Here is a 24,365-nt window from a genome sequence, read left to right as displayed (position 1 = left end):
TGCCTTATGTAGATATGTTTGATGAGAATGGGTGTTGAGGCACCATCCAGGTTAGTTGGCCTGGATAGGGAATGGAGCCTAGTCACCACCCGTTTAACGGCTGTATAGCGATGAAAAATATGTATTTATGTGGGACAGAAGAAACGTCCCCATGTTTCTTTATATAGTTTGAGAGGGAGGGATGAGGATGGGGCTGTACATAAGTAGACAATAATAAAAGGCCCGGCAAGAAAAGCACTTACCGGGCCTTTTTTGTTGTTTTTGGAAATAGGGTAGTGCAATGCCCTTGAATTTTCCATAATGATAGGTTTGTTTTGAAAAAACCTAAATATTATTGTACTTATGAGTACTATTAAACTTTTTATATCTGATACGGAAATTGTAGAAATTTGTCGCACGGTTTTACTATATTTGGTAATGCTAGGTTGGTATAATTTGTAAATGTATAAAATAATAGTAGAATAGGAGTTTTTAAATGTTGAAAAGATGTAGTTTTTTAGTAATTGCCTTTGTATTGATGTTCACTTATTTTGTTCCAGTGACTTCTAACGCAGCTGAACATGGCAGAATTAAGTCGGAAGAGGTACTGACGGAGGAAAAAACGCAACAACTAGTAGATACATTGGATGAATACGTATATGCTCAAAATAATAATCTAAAAATAAAGAACATACCAGACAGCGTTTATGATGAGTTTGGGAAAAAGAATGTAAAAGCAATGACCGATGGAATTAAAGAATTGAATAAATCTGCTAATGATGGAGAATTAATCATTACAGACAATAAAACTATATACGAGGCTGACGATACTAGCTACTCTGTACAAGGTGGAATTGATAAGGTAGTATATAAATGGTACGGAAGAGTAAGGTATTTCAGCACTAAGTCAGCTAATGACTTTGTATATTCAGCTAACAAAGTAGCCGTTGGTGCTGCTGGAGTAGGAGTACTTGCCTCATATTTTAGCGCAGGAACCTCAGCTCTTTTTGGTGGATTAACTTCTTGGTATTTTGCAAACTTAGCCCTGGATATTGCTCAAGCAAACTCTGGACACTACAGAGGAATTATAATGCATGTAACATGGGCTTCGGTTTACTGGACAGAACGACAATAGAGGTGAACAATGGCAACAACTACCCTTTTAACTGTGTTACTGCTTAATTTAATAACAATTATATTAGTTGTGAATGGAATAAAAAATGGCAAAATTAAATTTACCGCTAAAAAAATTGTATTAGGATTTCTGGTAACCATTTTTATTATTAATGTAGTCAATTTTATACTTATGTAAGTGTAAAAGGTTAAAGCATTTAGAATGCTTTAACCTTTTATTTTAAGTAGAGATATTCAATATTTCAAGTGGACAAGTGGAGGAAATCACTGTGAAGATTGTAGGTAAATTATTAATCGTTATTATTCTGCTTTCTGGTTGCAACACATCGATAAATGATAAAGAATACTATTTCCAGGAGATAAATTTAGAGGAAATCTGGGAGTATTCGGATGGAGAATCGCAAACTATTGCATTTATTGATACTGGTATCTCTTACGAAGCGAAGAATTTATATGGAGATAGGATAATTGATACATATAATAGTATTGAAGATAATAAAGATGTAACGGATTATCATGGACACGGTACACAAATGGTTAGTGTTGCTAGTGGAAATGGGAAGGAAGGTATATGGGGGATTGGAACCAATACCAAAATTATAATCATAAAAGCGTTTGAAGAGGGAGAACAAGTAGAACCGCTCCACATAGCTAAGGCTATAAATTGGGCCATATCAAAAAAAGTAGATATAATAAATATGAGTTTTGGATCTTTTACATCTGATTCTGATATAGAGTCTAAGATATACTCAGCTTTACAAAACAATATTACTGTTGTTGCTTCCACTGGAGATTACGGTAATAAAGATATACTTTTTCCAGCAAAATTGCAGGGGGTTGTATCGGTAGCAGCAAAGAATGAAAAAGGCACCATATGGGAGTTATCAAACGTATCTGAAAGTGATGTAGTGGCATTTCCTGGAGTCGAAATTAATAGCCTCACACTAGATAATGAAAAAATTAGAATGAACGGAACATCTATTGCTACTGCATTGGCAAGTGGTTATATTGCTTTACTAAGGGATTATTATGAAAAAAACGATATTAGTTATACTAATGATAAAATCATTCAAGACTTAAAATCCTTACAATCACAAGTTAATAAAGATGTTAACTATGAACAACTTTTTCTAAAGTAATAAATATGGGGTGCCAGGCAACCAACCAGGTATCCACAGAAGTTGGAAGATAGTGGGGAAAGTGCCTGTCACCACCCGAGAGGGACAAGGGGACAGGCACACTAGCTTTGTATAGTTGTATTTCATTTGAAAATAAGTAATATTTTTACAATTAGGTTTTTGTCTTGGGAGCTAAAAAGACAATCATTAATAAGATTGTCTTTTGTTCCCAATTTTTGGTATTCGTTTTTTACTTGATCTTCCTTTTAATGCGTTTCTTTTTTTCACCGATTAGCGCAACACTACCATAGAATATTTCTTTCTTCGGTTTATCTGGAATCTTTTGTCGGCCTTTTGATGTTTTTTTAGGTTTAAATTCTATTGCCGTTATAAATACTTCCCATGTTTTATCAAAGTAAGTTCTAATGTTTGTTAGGATAAATTTTAGGCTTTTCTGTGATTTGGTTTTTAGCTTTACAATAAGTGTTAAAATGTAGGCAATCATCGCTATAAACATCTGATTCCATATTCCTTGCGGCTTTGTACTCCAGACCTTGATATATCGAAGTGATTGCTTAATCCACTTAAAGAACAGTTCAATAATCCAGCGGTTTTTATAAATTTCCGCAATCTCTGTTGCATCTAAATCCCATCTAGTAGTAGCTAGCCTGTAAACTTTCCCCTCTTCATCAAGAAATTCCACAACTCTGATTGGGTTCATCTTACCCGATTCTCCTAATATCACCTTAACATCTCTTTGGATATTAGACCCTTCGGGTACTTCGTATTCTTCTAAGATTCTTTCAACGAGTTTTCCCCTTAATCTAACCACAAATTTTATCGCTTTCTTTATCCACTCGTTCATGCGAAAAAGGTCCATATATCCTCGGTCCATTACATATGTTGCATCAGACTCTTCTATTAACAGATCTCCACCTTCATGGTCTTGTACCTTACCATTAGAAGGAACAATCTTATCAGGGTAGTGTACGTCTGGTGATGCAACTATCAAACGTGTATGCATTTTTACGACTGTCCAGCCTTTAGTTACATAGGCCCATTCTGATAAAACAGCTGGAAGTTTTATATGTGTCGCATCTACGATGCGAAGTTTGCCAACATCCCGAGGTAAACCAACGAAGCCTTTGGTATAAGATTCAAGTTCTTTTACAACTTTAAAGAAGAGGGTTTGTAGTATTTCGGTATCTAAATCATTAATTCTTCTGCTTAATTGTGAGGAACTAATACTCTCTACCCCGATATATTCCATTAGATCTTTGTGTGCGCGCATTTTAATATCAAATTCGGGATAAGACTCCCATTTGCCCAACTGGGCAGCTACAAAAATTTTAATAAGTCCATCTATTGAAAGCTTTTTCGTATCATAGTTTAATATAGGACAGGTTAAGTATTCTGTAGGTAATAATGACAAACATTGACGTATTACAGTATTTACGGTTATCATAATCTTACTGTTTAAGGCTCCTTTTGTAGAAAGTTTGTTTTTGGGAACAAACATCAACATTTCTACAATAGGAGCTTTTTTTGCGTTTGTCTACATACATCTTTTTTGAGATTTACTTTTTTTGGAACCTGTGCAAAGCTAGTGGGACAGGCACCGTGTCCCAGTAGATTTATAGAAGAACAGGGGCGGTCCGGAATGGATCGTCCCTATATTCGTATGTAGAAATCAATACACTTGTGTGATACATCGTCCCATTTAACCCAGATAGGTGAAATCTTGAGGGGGGCTTCATGCTTAGATGCTTTCAGCACTTATCCCGTCCGCACATAGCTACCCAGCGATGCCTTTGGCAAGACAACTGGAAACATGGAAACATGGCATAGCCCCGAAAAGCCTATGGTATCAATACGGTTTTAATCTTACGATTGATTAGTTGAATTGAGTTTAGTTAGTCTACAAGCAGAGGGTGTTTTGGGACAGGTTCATTGTCCCAGTAAGAACAAGGGGACGGTTCTCATGTCCCATCCTGGGTCTAAATCAAGGGAGAGGGATGTGTGGGGGGATGGCCAGAGGGACATAGGGACTGGCCTCGTCCCTGATTAAAATAATTGACCGAGTTCATTCGTGGTAAGGGGGACCCCTTTGGAGAAGGAACCGGAAGGAACCTATTTCTTTCATTATAAAGTTAATTACCTAGTTCATCTCTCTTCCTTTCATCTTCCTCATCATATCTTTTCACTAGCTTGTAAGGTCGAACTTGAAAGGCTTCGTACGGAATGGATTTTCCTTTCAACCCATCCAATACCCTAGGAATGAATTTTCCTCTTTTAACGTAGTTAGAAACATTACTTGGATTGAGGGGGAAGAACCTAACATCTTGAGTCTCTTCGGAAGTAGTAAGTTTTCCTCCAATCATTTTCCCGCGGAAAACAATGGCGATGGTCTTACCGTTTGAATAAACACCTGTTATGCCGGATAGCTTCACGATAATCCCAGTTTCTTCTTTTATTTCGCGGCATAATGCTTGATCAAGTGTCTCACCATCATCTACTCCCCCTCCAGGAAGCTCCCATGTATCATTTCTCCAATAGGTTTGAACTAAAAGGACCTCTCCTAATTCATTTGTAATAAAACCACTAACTGTCACGTTTTGTTTTGTGCTTTCGGAATCTCCTAGGGCGGTCAAAACTTCCTCGGAAGATTGTAAATATGGTTTTCCTAAGCGATGCACTTGCTCCTGCATTTTCTTCATCATTTCATCCTTATTGACTCGCTGCTGTATTTTTTGATATTCCTCCTGGTTTGGATATTCCCATATCACCATTACCTCATTTGACTCCGTTAGCCACTTGCCAACTAGTTTGGCCCCATTTTTAACCTGAACCGGCAGGAGGTATTGCTCGAATAATTGTTGAAACTCCTCTACCCTTTCAGGGAGAACTTTGAAACTTTCTCTTTTGTAATACATAACAACCCTCTCTTCTGGGGACGGTTCTCATGTCCCATTCTGGGTCTAAATCTAGGGAAGGCGTCACCATCGAATTTTATTCATCACAGTTGGGAAATTAAGGGTGCAAAGACTGGGGATAATTAACTAAGTCTTGTTCGGTGTTTGTGTTTGTATAGGTAAATTCTTTCTGATATAAAACTTATCACCAAGCCGATTATTATCGGAACCAATGAACCAGTTGTTAGAAAAAAGCCGTTTGCGTTATCTGTGTATTCATAATGAAACATTAACAGAGGAATAGTGAACACATGACCAATCAAGTAAAGTAGGGCAGTGGTCAATACGAAAGATCCAAAAGTAACTACAAAACTCTTTAACTTCATACTTAAACACCTCCTAATTATATAATACCAAATATTGGATAAAGTGGGTACGGCTCTCAGGTCCCATTCTGGGGTCTAAATCAAGGGAGAGGGACGTGTAGGTGTATGGGGGATGGCTCTATGTATCTTTTTAACTTATTCCTTTTAATATGAATAATCCTGATGTGGATAACGAGTTAATGGATGTGGCATTGGTGGCGCTCTTTTTATATTTATCTTGTCGACTTAATTATTATGAGTGCTTATTTTTATTGATTGGTTTATGATGGATTTTATGATTGTTTTCCTCTAGCATTCTCCTTTAGTTTCTTTCGTGTATTCTTCTTTTCAGTGTTGATTTCTTCTGTGATTTTCCACATCAATGAGCTAGTCTTCTCAACTCTTTCCCTTTTCTGAATTTCTTCATAAAATCCACCATGTTTACTATTTCTTTTTTGCTTCTATTTCTTTATTTCTATCTAAACATTTTTTCTATTTTAATCTGTTTGGAGGTTTGTGTATTTCTGCAAAAGTTTCAAGGCTTACAAGAGCAGGGTTTCAGGTCCAACTTTAGACAGAATTGATATCCTCCTGCCCTTAAAAGTCGTCAATCTTAGGGGCATGGTTTTAGACAAAATGAATCATCCGAAGGCGTTAGAAGAAGAGTCTTAGCTGCTAGGGAAAGGAAATACGAAAGATAGGGGAAGGAAATTTGCAATAGCAGTTTATCGTTTGAGCATTTGATGGGAAGCAGGCCGATAACAGGTTTCCAGCAGAATTGGATATAGAATGTGTCCATGAAGTATGGACTTAGCGACAGGGTGCAAATCAAATCATTCGAATGGCTAGGACGATTTCCGACATGATGGACGAGCAATCGATTACAGATGTTGCCATTGAGGAAGCGTTAGCGATGCGTAGGATAGGAAGTGAGGTGGCAGTGATGCCTCGGGAAGCTAGACAGAAGAGCACAAGCGGGGTTTATCATGTGATGCTAAGGGGAGCAAACCGCCAGGAGATTTTCCATGATGATGAAGACCGTATGAAGTTCCTTAATTGTTTGAAAAAATATAAAGGAATCGCTAAATTCAACCTATATGCCTGGTGCCTGATGGACAACCACGTCCATTTGCTTTTAAAGGAAGGGGAAGAAGAACTGGCTACGACCATGAAGCGGATTGGGGTAAGCTATGTAAGTTTTTACAATTGGAAGTATTGTACGACCGGACATCTTTTCCAGGACCGGTTCAAAAGCGAATGTGTTGAAACGGGAAAGAGGGACAGAGGGACAGGCACCATGTCCCGTTGAGGAGTAAGGATTCAGTTTCCTGTACCACCCGAAATTTTTGCGGGAAGTTGTAGAAAAAGAGATTGGTATGAAGTGATATTGATGGCCCCTTTTGCTTTGCGGCAGAAGGGGGTTTTTGTAAACAGGTATAGAAGTAGTAGTCTTTTTTCTTATGTTCCCGTCCCAGTGTACCCAATTAGTGGTCTCACGCAACCACCTTCCCCTTCGTTTTTGAGGCTCGGTAAATGGGACAGTGAACCTGTCCCGGTGTCCCTGAAGGGTTTTGTTTGTTTGTGTCGAATCATTTACAAGATTCCTTCATTTTTGTTTCTATTTCTACATCATCAGAGAGGGAACCTTGTTGTAATGGAGTGAAGGTCAACCTGATTTAATTAAGGGGCTTTTTTGTTTTGGCTGGGTTTAGTTCACAGGCATGTCCCTTCGTGTTACACCAAGAATGTTGAAAAAGGGGTACAATCGATGAAACGTTTATGGGAGAAGATTACACTAAAAGGTCAGGTCATGCTATTTGCAAGTCTTGTTGTCTTACTTTCCCTTATGATCTTGAGTTTGTTTATGGGATATAAGCAAACAAATCAAACAAAAGAATATTTGGCTGAAAAGGTTCGAATGAGTGCCAATCATATTGCGAATCACACGCTTGTCCGGGATTCGCTGCTCGCAGGAGAATCCAATCAAACCTTAATCGAAGTAATCGAGCTTATTCGAACAGAAAATGACCTTCTTTATATTGTCGTAATGGATAATGATAAAGTACGTTTTACTCACCCAGTTCGTGAGCAAATTGGGCAAATCTTTGTTGGAACGGATGCTGATCGTGTATTTACAGGAGAAAGATATGTTTCAGAAAATGTCGGGACATTAGGTCGTTCGATGCGTGCTTTCCACCCAGTATGGGATGATGTAGGGAATCAAATCGGTGCTGTTTCTGTTGGAATTTCAACAGACGCGATTGCGAACGCCGTTTTAGAAAATGAATTGATGTTGATTTTGGTTACGGCAATCAGTTTAATGATTGGCCTAATTGGTGCTTGGTTATTGGCAAATCGATTAAAGAAAACATTGAATGGAATGGAGCCAAAAGAAATTGCATTAGCGGTTCAAGAACGCGATTCGATGCTGGAAGCTGTGGATGATGGAATATTGGCGATTAATAATGCTGGTGAGGTCCTTTTAGTTAATGATACAGCCAAACAATTTCTAAGACGAACGGGTTACCAAGGCCATTTCGAACACACTCCGATCCACCTGATTTGGCCAGAATTAAAACTACCAAAAGCGTTAGCCACCACATCTGCCTTTTACAATGAATTAGTCAAAAAAGGGGATGTCGAAACGGTTGTCACATGTGTTCCAATGTATGTCCATCAAGAATGTGTAGGAGCGCTAGCAACTTTTAAAGAACGAAGTCACCTAAATGATATGATGAGACAACTTGTTGGTGCAGAGGTATACGCCCATAGTTTAAGAAGTGAAACACATGAATTTATGAATAAACTCCATATTATTCAAGCGATGGTCGAGACAGAATCCTATCTAGAATTAAAAGACTACATTGAAGACCTCTCTGACCGTTACCATCTAAAAACTGCAAGCGCTGCTAGTGAAGTGGAAAAGCTTGTCGAGGATGTGAGTATCGCTCACTATTTAACGAAACAAATTAGCTGGATGGAACAAATGGGCGTCAGTGTTCATCTTCAGAGCGGGGTCTCTTGGCCAAGTATGAATGCCGAGTTCATTGATGTCTGGGTCACAGTCATTGGCAATACGTTTGAAAATGCGTGGGAAGCTATGCAGCATAAGGATGATAAAAGAATAACCCTTACCTTAAAACAAGTGGGGGGTGTACTTCGTTATGTCATTGAAGATAACGGAGTTGGATTTTCATCAAACGAACAAGGGAAAGCGTTGAAAAGTACAAAAAAGGGAGACCGTGGTTATGGTTTAGCTAATATCCAACAGAAACTTCGCCCCTTTAACGGAACAATAGACATTTTATCGGAGCAAGAGAAAGGCACCATCATTACTGTCCACATTCCTTTTAAAGGAAGGGGTAAACAACATAATTAAGGATGCTACAGGGGGGACAAGGAGCCTGTCCCTCCGTCCCAAAGAAAGGAGTAAACAACATGATCAAGGTTGCGATGGTTGAAGATGACTTAGATGTGAGCAAATATCACCGTTTGTTTTTAAAAAAAGTGGATGGATTTGAACTAATCGGTGAAGCACATTCGCTTGAGGAAGGATTAAAACAAATTCATCAGAATCAGCCTGATTTGCTCCTGCTTGATGTCTATATTGGGAACACGAGTGGACTTGATTTATTAAAACAAATTCGAGCAGAAGGGAAGAATATCGATGTGATCCTCATTACTTCTGCGAATGATGCTTATACGGTTCAAACTGGGCACCGCTATGGCGTGGTCGATTATTTGATCAAACCCTTTTCATTTACTCGCTTTCAAGAGGCCTTAAACCGGTACCGTGCAAACAGGTTTGATAACAATCAAACCTTTTCGCAGCAAGAGGTTGATCGATTATTACATAAAGGTGGTCAAAATCAAGTCTACACTCTCCCAAAAGGAATTACGAAAGCAACGGCTATTCGTGTGCTTCGCTGTTTAAAAGATGCAAATGATTGGCTTACGGCAAATGAACTTTCTGAAAGGTGTTTCATTTCCCATGTGTCTTTGCGGAAGTATATTCGTTTTTTTGAAGCAGAAAAGTTAATCGAAACGAAGCTCATCTACCAAAATTCTGGCAGGCCATTTCAACAACATAAAGCACTACCGGAATCCTCCCATTTTCTAAAAGCTAGTTTCATTTAATTAAATAAGCTAGACGTAATTGCCCAAATATTGAAAAAATAGAGGAAACGCTTTCATACTTTTATAAAGGGGTGGTTACGATGAAACAGAGCTTCTCTCTTGCTTGGGGAAGAATGTGGCAACAACACAGTAAAACAAAAGATGCTCTTAATGTCTTTGCTTATGCGGAAAAAAGCGGCAACACTTTAAAGAAAGAGGCTATTGAGTACGATCAACCAATACAAAAAGATATGAATAGTAAGCCTGGAAAGGAAAAGCCTTCTTATACAAGAGGACAGTTAATCGGTTTGTTATTAGGCCCGTTATTATTTGCGTTAACCCTTCTATTCTTTCATCCAGAAAATTTAGCATTAGAAGGGAAATATGTCCTTGCGATTACATTATGGATTGCCACCTGGTGGATAACCGAGGCGATTCCAATTCCAGTCACATCGCTAATGCCACTTATATTACTTCCCTTAACAGGTACAATGGAAGGACCTGCTGTGGCGTCTTCTTACGGGAACGATATTATTTTCTTATTTCTAGGCGGTTTCTTTATTGCTACTGCTATGGAGAAATGGAATTTACATCGAAGAATCGCTCTTTTCATCATCGCTGTAATCGGTTCGAGTACGCAACGAATCATGCTTGGGTTTATGTTATCTACTGGATTTTTATCCATGTGGGTATCGAATACGGCAGCTGTTATGATGATGGTGCCAATGGCCTTAGCGATTACGGCTCAAGTGGCAGGAACTATAAAAGAAAATAAGTATGGTTCTGATTTAACTAAATTTGAAAAGTGCATGCTCTTTGGTGTGGGCTATGCAGGGACAATTGGTGGATTTGCTACTTTGATTGGAACTCCTCCAACCATCATTTTCGCAGGGCAAGTTCGAGAATTATTCGGCGTGGAAGTTTCCTTTGCATCATGGATGATGTTTGCCACACCAATCATGTTGGTCATTCTCCTTTCTACGTGGTTTTATTTAGTAAAGGTTGCTTTTAAAATTAATCTTAAGCAACTTCCTGGTGGAAAAGAGCTCATCCAAAAGGAACGGCAAAAGCTTGGGAAAATCACCTATGAAGAAGGGATTGTCGCTGCAGTCTTTGTTTTTGCTGCTTTTATGTGGATTACAAAAGACTTTTTCTGGAGTGGAGAAGGCGCACTGATTCTCCAATTGACCGGAATTTCTGACGGGATGATTGCCATGATTGCTACCATCCTATTATTCTTAATTCCTGGGAAAACGAGTGCACGGATTATCGATTGGGCAGACTCGAAAGATATTCCGTGGGGCGTCTTGTTGTTATTTGGTGGTGGGCTCGCCATTGCTGCCGGTTTCTCTTCAAGCGGACTATCTTTATGGTTAGGGGAACAGCTTACTGTATTAGATGGACTCCATATCCTATTCATTATTGCTGGTGCAACTCTATTAATCATGGTATTAACAGAGATTACATCCAATACAGCAACAGCTACCATGATTATGCCCATTTTAGCCTCTCTTGCAGTAGCAATCAATATTCACCCGTTTGCCATCATGGCTTCATGTGCCATTGCAGCAAACTGTGCCTTTATGCTACCTGTCGGTACACCACCGAATGCCATCATATTTGGTACAGGAAAGATTAAAATCATCGAAATGGTCCGTACGGGTTTCTGGTTAAACATTTTCGCAACAGTGCTCATTGTCTTATTTGCTTACTATGCACTACCAATCGTTTTCAATATTGATATTAGTGTATTTCCTGAGAGCTTTAGAAGGTAGCTTCGCGGGACAAGGGGACAGGCACCATGTCCCGTTGTCCCGTTGAGGGTTTAAGGATTGGGTTCCTGTCCCCACCAGAGTTTTGCGGAAAGTTGTAGAACGAGAGATTAGTATTTAGTGATATTGATGACCCTTTTGCTTTGCGGCAGAAGGGTCTTTTTTTATAAACAGGTATAGTATAGAAATAGTAGTCCTTTTATTTGTCCTAAACTGGATTTATCTCAACAACTAGCTCGGTGAATGGAAGGGGGTCTTTTCAGTCCAACGGTTATGTTTTTCTTGTGTTTCCCGTCACAGCACCGAATTAGTGGTCTCAGGCGAGCACCTATCCCGGCGTTTTTGAGGCTCGGAAAATGGGACCTGTCCCAAGTGAGAGATTAATTGCATTCAATAGGCGTCACAATAAAAATAAAATCCAGCAAATGGATAAAAAAGAGAGGGATGCGATCCTAATTAGTCTTAAAGAATTAAACGGTGTGTCGATAAGGCAGATTTCTAGGATAACAGGGGTTTCCAAAAGTGTCATTGATCGGATTCGCAAATAAGAGGACCCTAAGGAGTGAGGAAATGGTGTCTATTAAACATTTTTCGAGCCCGTTCCTTTAGAGAAGGATGGGGGCTTGAACATTCCTCCTCCATATGTCTAACCTGTTCAATATCCCCCGATGCTCGACAGACCCAATCATAAAACGGTACAGGCCGGGGGAGGAATGGGGTGTTTTTTCTGCTTACTTCGATGGTATAGATGTGGAAGAAGAGGGTTGAAAGAGCGAGATGGGTTTGTGTTTCCTTTAGCAAAACCCGGTGGGACAACCACATAGGAAATTATTTTACATGGGTATAAAGGTCCAGGGAGTATGTTAAAGCAAGGTGACTTTGGTTAAACGTTAGATAATGGACGGGACAGGACCTGTCCCTGTTCAAACATTATTCAGATTTCATCCTCTATTACTCTTGTAATCATCGCTAGAATCTTTTAACATTAAAAGCGGAATAACAATGAGTGGTTGTTATTCATTCACTTCATTATATGTATTTTATCGGTCTTATCATCGACAAAAATGTTAACGTGTGCATAAAACTTGAGAGACCCACACAAAGAGGGAAAAAAATCATTTATATAGGGAGAGATAGGATATGAAAAAGGTAGCTACACTGAAAAAATTAACGGACTGCGGTGTTGTGGCTGTTGTTAGAGCCGATTCGAAGGAAGAGGCAGTAAAAATCTCTGAAGCATGCGTAAAAGGTGGAATTTATGGGATAGAGGTTACTTTCACAGTTCAGGATGCGGATGCTGTGATTAAAGAATTGACTTCCTTCTATAAGGAAAACAGTGAGGTCGTGATCGGTGCTGGAACGGTTCTTGATGCAACAACGGCGAGGATTGCGATATTAGCAGGAGCCCAGTATATTGTGAGTCCTTGTTTTGATGAGGAAACAGCAAAGCTATGTAATCTTTACCAAATTCCTTATATGCCTGGTTGCATGACCATTACAGAAATGAAAGAGGCACTGGCGGCTGGGGTTGATATTGTAAAACTATTCCCTGGGAATGCCTATGGACCAGATTTTGTGAAATCTGTGAAAGCACCACTCCCGCAAGTGAACATCATGCCAACTGGTGGCGTTAGCCTGGAGAATGTGGATCAATGGATTAAAAATGGTTGTGTCGCTGTAGGGGTCGGTGGGAATTTAGTGGCACCTGCGAAAACAGGGGAGTTCGAGAAAATTACTGAACTTGCTCAAGCCTACGTCGAAAAAGTGCAAGCTGCCAGAGGAGTATAAGGCTATGAAAAAAGTCGTTACTTTTGGAGAAATTCTGCTTCGATTCTCAACGAATATCGGTGAACGTCTTTTCCAAACAGATACGATCCATACTCATTTTGGTGGGGCGGAGGCCAATGTCGCAGTGTCCTTAGCAAGGTTTGGACATAAGGTCGATTTTGTCAGTAAAGTGCCGAAAAACCCACTTGGTTCGGCCGTTGAGAGACATTTAAGATTACATGGGGTTCATACAGACTATTTGGTAAAAGGTGGGGACAGACTAGGGACCTATTATGTTGAATCAGGAGTAGGACCAAGAAGCGCCCAAGTGACCTATGACCGGAAGTACTCAAGTATTTCGGAGGTCGTCTTAGAGGAAATTGATTTTGAAGAAATTTTTACTGGAGCCTCTCTATACCATGTTACAGGTATTACGGCTGCACTGTCTTCGGGTATGAGAGAAATTGTTTTATATTCTTTGAAAAAAGCAAAGGAATTTGGCGTTACAACGAGCTTTGACTTTAATTATCGGGCGAAATTGTGGAGTCAGGAAGAAGCGGCTGAAACGATTAAAACGTATTTGCCCTATGTAGATATTTGCTCATGTGGGGAATTAGATGCGCTTTATTTATTAGGAATCGAACAAGCGGATGTCTCATTAGAGAAGGGTGAAAAGCTGGCCTATTATTACGAACAGATTCAGCGAATGTATCCGAATATTCGCTGGATGAGCTCTACATTCCGTGGTGTGACCTCTGCTTCAACCAATACGCTGCAAGGAAATGTATACACGGATGGAGTGCTTTATCAGTCAAAGGTGTTTTCGATAGACCACATCATTGACCGCGTAGGTGGCGGCGATGCATTTGCAGCAGGCATTCTCCATGGGATCCTTGAAAAAAGGACTCCTGAAGAAATTGTATCATTTGCAACGGCTGCATCCGTCTTGAAGCATACCGTTCATGGGGACTGCAACCTATTCTCTGAGGAAGAAATTCATGCATTTGCCAATAGTACACCAGGGAAAATTGTTCGATAAGAAGAAGGAACGTTTATTTCTCATGCTGTATTAAAGAAAATGGTTGGTTACTCACACGGGTGGTTGGAGCTGCCCAGGCGCCCGGACTACCCGAACGTGCGCTAAGTACCTAAAGCGGAAATCAACATCCCAGTTTAACACACTCTTTCTAATAAAAACTTTACGTGTATTTTTTGTGAAAAAGATTGCCAACAACCTGGTAACGAGTTACAATAAAATTACAAATTGTTCACGTTAACATTATTGAATAAATAAGTTTGTTAACGTGAACAAAGTAAAAACCAATTGAAAATGAAGAGACTCAAAGAATGTTAGCGCAAACATTTATCAACTAGTCTACCAAATATTCGAAAGCTGGTGCTATTAGTGAAGGATTTCATGGACGATAATTTTCTATTAAATAATGAAACAGCAATTCGCTTATATCATGATTTTGCAAAAGATATGCCGATTATCGATTACCATTGCCATTTAAGTCCAAAGGAAATTTACGAAAATAAAACGTTTAAGAACATTACAGAAATTTGGTTGTACGGTGATCATTATAAATGGCGTGCGATGAGAAGCAATGGGATTGAGGAAAAGTATATTACGGGGGATGCAAGTGATTATGAAAAATTTCTTGCATGGGCAAAGACCGTTCCAATGACCATTGGAAATCCATTATATAACTGGACACATCTAGAATTACAAAGATTTTTTGGAATCGATGAGTTGTTGGACGAAAAGAGTGCGCCGCAAATCTGGGAAAAGGTGAATGCCTTGTTAAATAGCCCTGGTTATAGCGCGAGAGATTTCATCAAGAAATCCAATGTTCAGGTTGTTTGTACGACAGATGATCCGGTTGATTCTCTAGAGTATCATTTACTTTTACAAGAAGAGGGAGACTTTGACGTCCAAGTTCTGCCAAGTTTCCGTCCAGATAAGGGACTAGAGATAAATCGTGAAGGGTATCTACAATGGGTGCAAAAACTTCAGGACGTTTCAGCTATAGACATTACTTCCTATGATGCTTTTTTACAAGCCATTGAGTCACGAGTTCGCTTTTTCCATGCTGTAGGCGGAAGAGTTTCTGACCATGCCATTGATTCAATGATGTATGCCGAAACGACGAAAGAGGAAGTTACGCGCATTTTTGAAGAAGCGTTGCAAGGCAAGAACGTTTCCGTTGAAGATGAAAAGAAATACAAGGCGTATACGATGAAATTCTTAGGTGGGTTATATGCTGAACTAGGTTGGGCCATGCAGTTCCATATTAATGCGTTGCGAAATAATAACACGAGAATGTTGAATACCCTAGGTCCGGATACTGGCTTTGATTCGATCAATGATGATCAGGTTGCGAAGCCTTTAGCGCGGTTATTGGATAGCATTGAGCAGGAAAGTGGCTTGCCGAAAACGATTATTTATTCGTTAAATGCGAAAGACAATGACGTGATTGGCACGATGATTGGCAGCTTCCAGAGTGGTGGAGTTCCTGGGAAAATCCAATTTGGAACAGCATGGTGGTTTAACGATAATAAAACCGGCATGTTAGACCAAATGAAATCACTCGCCAATTTAGGGCTATTCACTCGGTTTATCGGAATGCTGACGGATTCTAGAAGTTTTCTTTCGTATACTAGACATGAATATTTTAGAAGACTTGCTTGTGCTTTGATTGCGGAATGGGTTGAAAATGGCGAAGTACCAAATGATCTTGAGTTCCTAGGTAAAATCGTTCAAGGGATTTCCTTTGACAATGCGAAGGAGTATTTTCAATTTGAAAAAGCGGCGATTTCAGCAAAATAGGTAAAAGCAAGCTGAGGGGCTATGAAATTCTAGTTTTTTTGATATGATGAAATGAAGGACTGAATATTGAAAAGGATGGAATCAATGGTTACCATTAAAGACATTGCAAAACTAGCAAATGTTTCTCATACAACCGTGTCACGGGCACTTAATGACAGTCCGCTGATCAAACCGGGGACGAAAAAGAAAATACTAGAGCTCGCCTCTCAGCTGAACTATACACCGAACTATAACGCGAAAAGTCTTGTCATGCAAAAGTCCCATACGATTGGGCTTTTCCTAACAAGTATTACGAACGGAACGTCTTCCAGTTTCTTTGTTGAGACCGTAAAAGGTGTCAATTCCGTGATCGATCAACAATATAATTTGTATGTAAGAGGAATTGAAGATCTTGACGATTTTACGATGATTCATCACAAACGGTTCGATGGGATTATTTTAATGAGCCAAAGTGATGTCGATGATGATTTTATTGCTTACTTGAAAGAGAAAAAGATTCCATGTGTGGTTTTAGGAAGGGATATAGGGGACCCAACCCTTACGAATATTGTATCGAATGACCGTGAAGGATCTACCCAAATCGTCAAGCATTTGATCAAAAATGGTCACCGGGACATTGCGATCGTCGAAGGGATTAAAGGATTTAAATCGACAATGGAGCGAAGAGAAGGATATCTAAAAGCGCTGATTGATTATCAGATTCCTATTAAAAATGAATACATTGTTCAAGGTAATTATGATATGGAAAGTGGTTATCAAGCGTTGGAAAAGTTACTTGCTTTGGACCATCCCCCGACAGCCCTTTTTTGTTCAAACGATGATATGGCCATCGGTGCACTGAACGCGGCATTCGCAAAAGGTCTGACAGTACCAAAAGATATCTCGATTGTCGGCTTTGATGACATCGAATTTGCCCGATACACCAACCCATCTCTTACAACCGTAAAACGGCCAATTGAACAGATCAGTTCATTAGGAGCAAAAAAGATGTTAGAGATGCTGGAGATAGAAGAAAACAAAGAAGCGCCAGGTGAAAAGATTTATGTCGAAACGGAACTTGTCATCAGACGTTCAGTTTCACCTTTAAAAGTTTAATGGTTACTAGTCATCTGACTAGTAATTCTTTTGAATAAAATTGTTAACGTGTGCATAAATAAGGAGGAATACCTATGGAAAAGTTATCGAGAAGTCTAGTGAAGGAAGCAAGCCAATATCCAGAAAAGGTTCTGCAGTTTGGCGAAGGAAATTTTATGCGTGCATTTGTAGATTGGCAAATCGATGTCATGAACAAAACCACCGAATTTAATGGAAGTGTGGTCGTGGTTCAACCACTTGGTCAAGGCATGGTTGAAAAAATAAATGAACAAGATGGGCTATATACGCTTTATTTACAAGGTGTAAAAGATGGGAAAGCGGTGAAGGAGCATTCAACCATTAGCTCTGTCAGCAGAGGCTTGAACCTTTATACACAGTATGACGAATTTAAAAAACTAGCTGAAAATCCAGAGCTTCGCTTCATTTTTTCTAATACAACGGAAGCTGGGATTGCCTTTGCTGAACATGATCGATTAGAAGACCGCCCACAAAGTAGCTTCCCTGGAAAGTTAACGGCGTTCTTATATCACCGCTACCAAGCGTTCAATGGCGATAAAGAAAAAGGATTCATTATTATCCCTTGCGAACTAATTGATCGGAACGGGGAAAAATTAAAGAAGATTGTGCTTCAATATGCTGCGCTTTGGGAGCTTGGAGAAAGCTTTGTTCAATGGATTGAAGAGGCCAATACATTCTGCTGTAGCCTTGTGGACCGTATTGTTCCAGGATATCCGCGAGATACCATTGATGAGATTACCCAAGAGCTTGGTTATAAGGATGACCTAGTGGTTGTTGGGGAGCAGTTCCATTTATGGGTGATTGAAGGACCACAGTGGATTCGGGAGGAATTCCCAGCGCATTTGGCGGGGTTAAATACATTGTTTGTCGATGATATGACTCCATACAGAACACGGAAAGTCCGCATATTAAATGGAGCGCATACGGCATTAACACCTGTTTCCTACCTTTATGGATTGGATACGGTAGCTGAAACAGTTGAGCATGAAGTGGTTGGTCGATATGTAAAAGAACTGATCTATGATGAAATCATTCCAACCTTGGATCTTTCGCTCGAAGAATTGCAGTCTTTTGCACACGCGGTTTTAGAACGATTCCAAAATCCATTTATCCAGCATTTCTTATTAAGCATTTCACTTAACTCGATGTCAAAATTTAAGACAAGAGACTTGCCATCTTTATTAGAATTTTACAATCGTAAGCAGGAGTTGCCTAGAAAACTCGTATTCTCTCTTGCGGCACTGATTTCTTTTTATAAAGGGAAAAGAGGAGAAGAGGAAATCAAGTTATCTGATGACCAAGATATCTTAGAACTATTCAAGGAGCAATGGAGCCAGTTTGATGGATCGGTTGAACGTGTTCAAACGATTGTAACGAATGTATTAGGATATGAAAAGAACTGGGAGATGGATTTAAACGAGGTACCAGGTTTAACAGCAGCTGTTACAAAGGACCTTTATGAGATTGAAACAAAGGGTATGAAGCAAGCGCTTGAGACTGTATTAGGACAAAAGGCAGCGAACTAAGGGGGAAAGACAATGTTAGATATCATTCAACTCAATGAACAGGATAATGTGGTTGTCGCATTAAAGGATTTACAAGCAGGTCAAACGATTGCCGTTCAAGGGAAAGAAATCGAGCTTAAGGAAGGAATTAAAAGAGGACATAAGGTCGCGATTACAGACGTTGCCGTCAACGAGAATGTCGTAAAATACGGGTATCCAATCGGCCATGCAATCCAAGAGGTAGGAGTCGGTGAACATGTTCATACCCATAATACGAAAACGAATTTAGATGGGATTCAGGAGTATCAGTTCAATCAAAAGCTGACTTCCAACCCATACGAGCAACAAGATTTAACGTTCCAAGGGTATAGACGGAAAAATGGGGATGTCGGGATCCGCAATGAGCTTTGGATTGTTCCGACGGTAGGCTGTGTCAACGGTGTTGCGGAAAGAATGATTAAGCTGTTTGAAAAAGAAGTGGGCGATATTCACCCATTCGAAAACATTCTTGTCTTGAAGCATAATTATGGCTGCTCTCAGCTAGGAGACGACCATGAAAATACAAGGAAAATTTTAAAGGATGCCGTTTTACACCCTAATGCTGGTGGTGTCTTGGTTCTAGGGCTAGGCTGTGAGAATAATAATCTATATGAGTTCAAGGAAAGTTTGGGAGAGTTTGATGAAGACCGTGTTAAGTTCCTTGTTTCTCAAGAAGTAAATAATGAAATTGATGCCGGTGTCCAACTATTAAAAGAAATCTATGAAAATGCCAAAGGTGACAAGCGTGAAACCGTACCATTATCCGAGTTGAAGGTTGGATTAAAATGTGGAGGATCTGATGGATTCTCTGGTATTACGGCCAATCCGCTATTGGGTCGCTTCTCAGATTTCCTTGTGGCTCAGGGTGGAACGACTGTTTTAACTGAAGTACCTGAAATGTTCGGTGCAGAAACCATTTTAATGGAACGTGCAGCGGACGGGGAAGTATTTGATAAAACAGTAGGCCTAATCAATGAATTCAAAGAATACTTTATAGAAAATAAACAACCAGTCTATGAAAATCCTTCTCCTGGAAACAAGGATGGCGGAATTTCTACATTAGAGGATAAATCGCTAGGCTGTACGCAAAAAGCGGGAACCTCCACTGTAGTCGACGTTCTAAAATATGGCGAAAGATTAGAGCATAAAGGGCTAAATCTATTAAGTGCTCCTGGGAATGACTTGGTCGCCTCTTCGGCCTTAGCTTCTGCAGGCTGTCAATTGGTGTTATTTACGACTGGACGTGGTACACCATTTGGAGCCTTTGTCCCAACGATGAAAATTTCAACCAATACTCCACTTTATGAAGCAAAACCGCATTGGATTGACTACAATGCTGGAGTGCTGTTGGAACAAGAACCAGATGTTGTCTTACGAGATTTTACGGAGTATATTATAAGGGTTGCTAGTGGAGAACTGGTGAATAACGAGAAAAATGAGTTTAGAGAAATTGCGATTTTTAAAACGGGAGTTACTTTATAAAAGGCTGTTTAAGATTGTTGTTAAAATTGTAAAAATCATAAAACGGATTTTTACTACCTAAAGCCGATTTTAACGCAAGATAAGCTATTTCGTACGTAATAGCTAGTTTGCACGCTCTTTTCTCATAATTAAAAGGCAACTTTGTTGTGAAACAAAGCTTAATCCAACCTATTTTGTATCCAAGAGCAACAAAGTTTGAGAAAAGAGCCTTATAAAATCAAGTCTTGGAGCATGCGAGAAACGATAGGGAAACATCCTATCGTTTTTCTTACATTTAGTGAAACCTTGAAAAATATGTTCTTCATACTGAATTTTTTACATTCATTGCTCCCTGGGTTATCCGAAAGGCTCGGTTTTATGGGTCCTCGTCTTTTCCGTATAGGTACCTGTTTTTTTTATGATTGTCTGAAAGGTGTTGGCTAAGATGAAAAAAGCTACTGAGGCACTAGACTATAAAACGTTGTTGGTGTTCTTTATTCCGTTAGGATTTTCAGCAAGTCTTGTAACGATGTCTCATCTCATCATCAACAGTACGTTGGTAAGAGGAGAGAATTCTGAATTTATCATAGCTAGTTATACGATTGCCTTGAGCTTTTTTGGAATGATTGAACGGCTAGGGGTGTTGCTTCGGCAAACGTGTTCGTCCTTAGTGAGGGACCGGTATTCCTTCAAGTTGCTATCAAAGTTTGCCCTCTACTTGCTTACTACTTTAATGCTGATCTCGGTTGCCATCGCCTATACATCAGTAGGAGATTTTATTTTCGCCACCATCTATGGTGTGAATGCCCAAATGGTTGCTACGATAAAAGGGATTTATCAGATTCTGATTTTTGTGACGGTCTTTTCGACGTTACGTTGTTTATGTCAAGGAGTCATTATTTATCATCGGCAAACGAAATGGCTAACCATTGGGATGGGCATTCGGCTTGCGGTCATGTACGGATTGGCGATGGTTTTTATCCATACAGGACAGATATCTGGAAAAACAGGCGCGGTCATTTTTCTCGTCGGAATGGCGATTGAATGTTTGATTAGTTTCTTAGAAGCTAGGAAACTTGTTTCTCATATGCCGGAAAAGCATGAGAGGCAAGTAGAGTCACAGCGTGTGATCTCAAGATTCTACTTTCCTCTAATGTTTTCATCTGTTATTACCGTGATGATTGGGCCAGCAATCAATGTCTTTTTAGGCAAAACCTCGGATATCGAGCTTGCTATTGCCAGTTATGCGGTTGCCTTGAGTGTCACGCAGTTATTTCTTAGCTTTTTTTCCTATACTCACCAAATCGTGATTAATTTTTATGAGGATCATAGTGAAAAGGTTAAGAAGTTCACCTTTCTTGTCGGGTTCCTTCCGTTCATTCTGATTGCTTTATTTAGCTTTACGCCTATGGGGAGGTTCTTTTTAGAAGAAATCATGGGGGTAGAGGGCAGACTATTAATGGCAAGCTTAGATGTGCTAAAAGTTTTCTTGCTAATGGCACTGGTGTTTCCATTCGTTGATTATTTTAACGGTCTGTTAATGGTCCATAAACAAACCAAGGTGACGATTGTCTCTCAGGCATCGAACCTCATTGTGACGTTCATCTGTTTGATGGTTGGAATCAGGATTGCTGCAGAGTGGAACGGAGTGATAGGGGCATTCGCGCAGTCCATGGGTCTGCTAGCAGAGCTAGTAGTCGTAAGCAGCATCATTCACGCCTTAAATCGCTCACGGGGAAAGGGGTCATTCAATCTGAAAAAGGATTCCGTAGAGAAAGGGTACGAAAAGGTGAATCCATCGTGAGGGGAGGTCCCCGGTATGCTGGGGGGCATCATTTTTGAGTTTCTCCTGGTAGTAATGGGGGTGGGATTGAAGAATGTGATCGAACAGGCTTTCCTTGCTGTTGCCTGCCAAAATATAAAATAGAAGGTGCTATCTCATACTAAAGATAGCACCTTCTTTATTTTTGGCTCTTTTCTCAAACATGGTTGCTTTTTAAGCTTAAAAAGAAAACAAGCCATCAAGTATGTGAAAAATAGATCTGGGACCGTGAATTTTCGCTCTTATCGGTTAGGGGATTAGGTTAGGCACTTTGATCTGATAAATAAGGGGAAAAATTCCCCTTAATTTGCAAATCGTACTGAAAATAGCGTAAATAGAGGGAGAAATTCCTCTTATTTGGCCCGAAAAGCGTGAAAATAGGTAATTTGCTTTGTATAAGGGGAAAAACTCCCCCTATTTACCCCAAAACGAGCTCTAATCTGCATTTAACGGAAAAATCTCCCGTTATTTTTCTATAGCTGGGTACTCAATTAAGGACATATAGCTGGGTACTCAATTAAGGACATGACATCTTTTTTAAAGGAATTGAGACAAATTAGCTTTTCAAAAAATCCATGAGAACCTCATTTAAATGAAACAAATTATAAATTCCCCGTCAACCTCGGAATCCAAAGAGATAATTCCGGAACAAAGGTAACAATCAATAATGCCACAATGATCGCGAAGTAATAAGGAATCAATGGTTTAATGACTTTATCAATATTAATGTTTCCGACCTTACAGCCGATAAACAGACAGTTCCCAACTGGTGGGGTGATGCTTCCAATACATAGGTTCATTGTAATCATGATCCCAAAGTGAACAGGGTCCATACCTAGTTGCATCGCAATTGGTAATAGAATTGGAGTAAAAATTAGAATGGCTGGCGTCATATCCATAAAGGTACCAATGATCAACAAAATTAAGTTCATGATTAATAAAATTGCAATTGGATTATCTGTAAGGCCAAGGATGCCTTCACTAATCGCTTGTGGAATTCCTGCAACCGTCATTACATAACTCATAATGGTTGAGCCTGCAATTAAGAACATAATGATTGCCGTCGTTTTTGAAGTTTCAACTAGAATCCTCGGTATATCCTTCACCTTTAGCGTGCGATACACAACCATCGCTAGGAATAATGCGTAAACGACTGCAATAGCGGCTCCTTCCGTTGCGGTGAAGATACCCGCGGTAATTCCGCCAATGACAATGACGATGAGCAGTAAAGAAGGAATGGCATCTAAGAATAATTTTAGCTTTAACATGGCTGGGATTTTTTCACTAATTGAGTATTTGTTCTTTTTGGCGATGAAAAATCCAACCAACATCGTTAACAGACCCCAGAGTAGCCCAGGTAAATATCCGGCCATAAATAACGCTGCAACAGACGTTCCACCTGACACAAGAGAATAGGTGATTAGTACATTACTAGGTGGAATCAATAAACCAGTAGGTGCTGATGCGATATTTAAAGTGGCAGAGAAGGTTTTATCATATCCTTCTTTTTCTTGCATGGGTCCAAGAATTCCGCCCATTGCAGCAGCGGAAGCAACCGCTGAACCGGAAATGGAACCAAAAAGCATATTTCCGACTACGTTTGTTTGTCCAAGTGAACCAGGAACTCGTCCGGCCATTACTTTGGCAAAATTAACAAGTCTTACGGCTATTCCACCATTATTCATGATGATTCCAGCTAAAATAAAGAATGGAATCGCTAACAATGAAAGTTTATCAACACCCGTGGCAGCCTTTTGAGCGGCAATAATAATCGATGTATTGATTGGGAAAATCACGACCGCTGTTAGAACAGATGAGATAATGATACTAAATGCAATAGGGGTTCCTATGAGTAACAAAAAGGCAAATACGACTAATAATATAAGTCCAGCTTGAACTGCAACATCCATCTATTTTTCCTCCAATCTATTAAGCTAGATGACTTCGGTTTTTATTTTAGCAGTGATATGTTGGATTGAATAAAGTATAAACATGAATCCTGCAATCGGTAAGGCCATGTACATATACCCCATAGGTAAACCCATTCCTGGGGAGATCTGAATCATGGTGGCGGTTACAATCTTGTACCCTCCATAGATTAAGACGATGGCTGAAAAGATGGAAATGGACGCATCAATTAAGATGGAAACCGCTTTGGCTAACGCTTGATTCAGCTTATCTGAAAAATAAGTGATGGCCAAGTGTCCTTTTTCTCCATAAACATAAGCTCCTCCAATAACAGAAACCCAAATAATCGCGTACCGCATTAGTTCCTCGGTCTGTGCACTAGCTTGTCCAAATATATATCTAGACAGTACTTGCCATACACAGGAAATCACCATTAACGCTACTAAAAGCATTAGTAAATACTCAATGCTCTTATTAAAAGACTTTAATACCTTGTTCATGATTTACCCTCCTTAATAGTCCAA

At 39.6% G+C, this 24,365-nt stretch carries 18 protein-coding genes and 1 other annotated feature; of the genes, 13 read left to right on the top strand and 5 right to left on the bottom strand.

Going from position 1 to position 24,365, the window contains the following annotated elements; all coding sequences use genetic code 11:
- Positions 1–475: 475 nt before the first annotated feature.
- A complete protein-coding gene (locus LG336_RS25805; protein WP_404330334.1) occupies positions 476–1,114 on the top strand; it encodes a hypothetical protein in 639 nt (212 codons plus the stop codon).
- Between the two features lie 268 nt (positions 1,115–1,382).
- On the top strand, positions 1,383–2,252 hold the full coding sequence (locus LG336_RS25800) for a S8 family peptidase (RefSeq protein WP_404330333.1): 870 nt from the start codon (positions 1,383–1,385) through the stop codon (positions 2,250–2,252).
- A 229-nt stretch (positions 2,253–2,481) separates the two neighbouring features.
- On the opposite strand, the gene LG336_RS25795 is transcribed toward LG336_RS25800, so the two are convergent.
- The 3 genes from LG336_RS25795 to LG336_RS25785 form a co-directional block, all read right to left on the bottom strand.
- Positions 2,482–3,750 carry an IS4 family transposase gene (locus LG336_RS25795; RefSeq protein ID WP_404330332.1) on the bottom strand — a complete coding sequence of 423 codons (1,269 nt, stop codon included), beginning with the start codon at positions 3,748–3,750 and terminating at the stop codon, positions 2,482–2,484.
- 218 nt (positions 3,751–3,968) lie between these two features.
- Positions 3,969–4,083: a sequence feature (23S ribosomal RNA rRNA prediction is too short), on the bottom strand.
- Positions 4,084–4,381: 298 nt separating this feature from the next.
- On the bottom strand, positions 4,382–5,164 hold the full coding sequence (locus LG336_RS25790; protein WP_404330331.1) for an NUDIX domain-containing protein: 783 nt from the start codon (positions 5,162–5,164) through the stop codon (positions 4,382–4,384).
- Positions 5,165–5,286: 122 nt separating this feature from the next.
- Positions 5,287–5,529, bottom strand: coding sequence for a hypothetical protein (locus tag LG336_RS25785; protein WP_404330330.1), 243 nt, complete (start codon positions 5,527–5,529; stop codon positions 5,287–5,289).
- 841 nt (positions 5,530–6,370) lie between these two features.
- On the opposite strand from LG336_RS25785, the gene LG336_RS25780 reads away from it, so the two are divergent.
- The 11 genes from LG336_RS25780 (at position 6,371) to LG336_RS25730 (ending at position 21,915) form a co-directional block, all read left to right on the top strand.
- Entirely contained in the window at positions 6,371–6,817 is a 447-nt protein-coding gene (locus LG336_RS25780; RefSeq protein WP_404330329.1) for a transposase, read from the top strand.
- A gap of 459 nt (positions 6,818–7,276) precedes the next feature.
- Entirely contained in the window at positions 7,277–8,887 is a 1,611-nt protein-coding gene (locus LG336_RS25775; RefSeq protein ID WP_404330328.1) for an ATP-binding protein, read from the top strand.
- Positions 8,888–8,946: 59 nt separating this feature from the next.
- A complete protein-coding gene (locus LG336_RS25770; RefSeq protein WP_404330327.1) occupies positions 8,947–9,645 on the top strand; it encodes a response regulator in 699 nt (232 codons plus the stop codon).
- A gap of 80 nt (positions 9,646–9,725) precedes the next feature.
- Complete coding sequence (locus LG336_RS25765; protein WP_404330326.1) at positions 9,726–11,399, top strand: SLC13 family permease; 1,674 nt, start codon at positions 9,726–9,728, stop codon at positions 11,397–11,399.
- A gap of 1,137 nt (positions 11,400–12,536) precedes the next feature.
- The gene (locus LG336_RS25760) at positions 12,537–13,184 is read left to right on the top strand and encodes a bifunctional 4-hydroxy-2-oxoglutarate aldolase/2-dehydro-3-deoxy-phosphogluconate aldolase (RefSeq protein ID WP_404330325.1); all 648 of its coding nucleotides are present in this window, start codon (positions 12,537–12,539) and stop codon (positions 13,182–13,184) included.
- Positions 13,185–13,188: 4 nt separating this feature from the next.
- The gene (locus tag LG336_RS25755) at positions 13,189–14,202 is read left to right on the top strand and encodes a PfkB family carbohydrate kinase (RefSeq protein WP_404330324.1); all 1,014 of its coding nucleotides are present in this window, start codon (positions 13,189–13,191) and stop codon (positions 14,200–14,202) included.
- 378 nt (positions 14,203–14,580) lie between these two features.
- Positions 14,581–15,993, top strand: coding sequence for a glucuronate isomerase (uxaC, locus tag LG336_RS25750; protein ID WP_404330323.1), 1,413 nt, complete (start codon positions 14,581–14,583; stop codon positions 15,991–15,993).
- 84 nt (positions 15,994–16,077) lie between these two features.
- Complete coding sequence (locus tag LG336_RS25745) at positions 16,078–17,088, top strand: LacI family DNA-binding transcriptional regulator (protein WP_404330322.1); 1,011 nt, start codon at positions 16,078–16,080, stop codon at positions 17,086–17,088.
- 74 nt (positions 17,089–17,162) lie between these two features.
- Positions 17,163–18,632: a tagaturonate reductase gene (locus LG336_RS25740; RefSeq protein ID WP_404330321.1), complete on the top strand. Its 1,470-nt coding sequence runs from the start codon at positions 17,163–17,165 to the stop codon at positions 18,630–18,632.
- 12 nt (positions 18,633–18,644) lie between these two features.
- Positions 18,645–20,132 (top strand): UxaA family hydrolase, encoded by a 1,488-nt coding sequence (locus tag LG336_RS25735; RefSeq protein ID WP_404330320.1) that lies wholly within the window; start codon positions 18,645–18,647, stop codon positions 20,130–20,132.
- A 424-nt stretch (positions 20,133–20,556) separates the two neighbouring features.
- Positions 20,557–21,915: a multi antimicrobial extrusion protein MatE gene (locus LG336_RS25730; RefSeq protein WP_404330319.1), complete on the top strand. Its 1,359-nt coding sequence runs from the start codon at positions 20,557–20,559 to the stop codon at positions 21,913–21,915.
- 620 nt (positions 21,916–22,535) lie between these two features.
- On the opposite strand, the gene LG336_RS25725 is transcribed toward LG336_RS25730, so the two are convergent.
- Both LG336_RS25725 and LG336_RS25720 read right to left on the bottom strand, forming a co-directional pair.
- On the bottom strand, positions 22,536–23,843 hold the full coding sequence (locus LG336_RS25725) for a TRAP transporter large permease (RefSeq protein ID WP_404330318.1): 1,308 nt from the start codon (positions 23,841–23,843) through the stop codon (positions 22,536–22,538).
- 24 nt (positions 23,844–23,867) lie between these two features.
- Entirely contained in the window at positions 23,868–24,341 is a 474-nt protein-coding gene (locus tag LG336_RS25720) for a TRAP transporter small permease (protein ID WP_404330317.1), read from the bottom strand.
- Positions 24,342–24,365: the final 24 nt, after the last annotated feature.

It is taken from the genome of Mesobacillus maritimus, from assembly GCF_044803185.1.
GTDB classification, from domain to species: Bacteria; Bacillota; Bacilli; order Bacillales; family Cytobacillaceae; genus Mesobacillus_B; species Mesobacillus_B maritimus_B.
Note: the sequence above shows the minus strand (reverse complement) of the source record. Positions and strands in the feature narration are given on the sequence as shown.

Bases quoted from the DNA above. Each gene is read 5' to 3' on its own strand.
- LG336_RS25805 (WP_404330334.1), top strand. From the start codon at position 476: ATGTTGAAAAGATGTAGTTTTTTAGTAATTGCCTTTGTATTGATGTTC.
- LG336_RS25795 (WP_404330332.1), bottom strand. From the start codon at position 3,750: ATGTTTGTTCCCAAAAACAAACTTTCTACAAAAGGAGCCTTAAACAGT.
- LG336_RS25790 (WP_404330331.1), bottom strand. From the start codon at position 5,164: ATGTATTACAAAAGAGAAAGTTTCAAAGTTCTCCCTGAAAGGGTAGAG.
- LG336_RS25785 (WP_404330330.1), bottom strand. From the start codon at position 5,529: ATGAAGTTAAAGAGTTTTGTAGTTACTTTTGGATCTTTCGTATTGACC.
- LG336_RS25780 (WP_404330329.1), top strand. From the start codon at position 6,371: ATGATGGACGAGCAATCGATTACAGATGTTGCCATTGAGGAAGCGTTA.
- LG336_RS25775 (WP_404330328.1), top strand. From the start codon at position 7,277: ATGAAACGTTTATGGGAGAAGATTACACTAAAAGGTCAGGTCATGCTA.
- LG336_RS25770 (WP_404330327.1), top strand. From the start codon at position 8,947: ATGATCAAGGTTGCGATGGTTGAAGATGACTTAGATGTGAGCAAATAT.
- LG336_RS25765 (WP_404330326.1), top strand. From the start codon at position 9,726: ATGAAACAGAGCTTCTCTCTTGCTTGGGGAAGAATGTGGCAACAACAC.
- LG336_RS25760 (WP_404330325.1), top strand. From the start codon at position 12,537: ATGAAAAAGGTAGCTACACTGAAAAAATTAACGGACTGCGGTGTTGTG.
- LG336_RS25755 (WP_404330324.1), top strand. From the start codon at position 13,189: ATGAAAAAAGTCGTTACTTTTGGAGAAATTCTGCTTCGATTCTCAACG.
- uxaC (WP_404330323.1), top strand. From the start codon at position 14,581: ATGGACGATAATTTTCTATTAAATAATGAAACAGCAATTCGCTTATAT.
- LG336_RS25745 (WP_404330322.1), top strand. From the start codon at position 16,078: ATGGTTACCATTAAAGACATTGCAAAACTAGCAAATGTTTCTCATACA.
- LG336_RS25740 (WP_404330321.1), top strand. From the start codon at position 17,163: ATGGAAAAGTTATCGAGAAGTCTAGTGAAGGAAGCAAGCCAATATCCA.
- LG336_RS25735 (WP_404330320.1), top strand. From the start codon at position 18,645: ATGTTAGATATCATTCAACTCAATGAACAGGATAATGTGGTTGTCGCA.
- LG336_RS25730 (WP_404330319.1), top strand. From the start codon at position 20,557: ATGAAAAAAGCTACTGAGGCACTAGACTATAAAACGTTGTTGGTGTTC.
- LG336_RS25725 (WP_404330318.1), bottom strand. From the start codon at position 23,843: ATGGATGTTGCAGTTCAAGCTGGACTTATATTATTAGTCGTATTTGCC.
- LG336_RS25720 (WP_404330317.1), bottom strand. From the start codon at position 24,341: ATGAACAAGGTATTAAAGTCTTTTAATAAGAGCATTGAGTATTTACTA.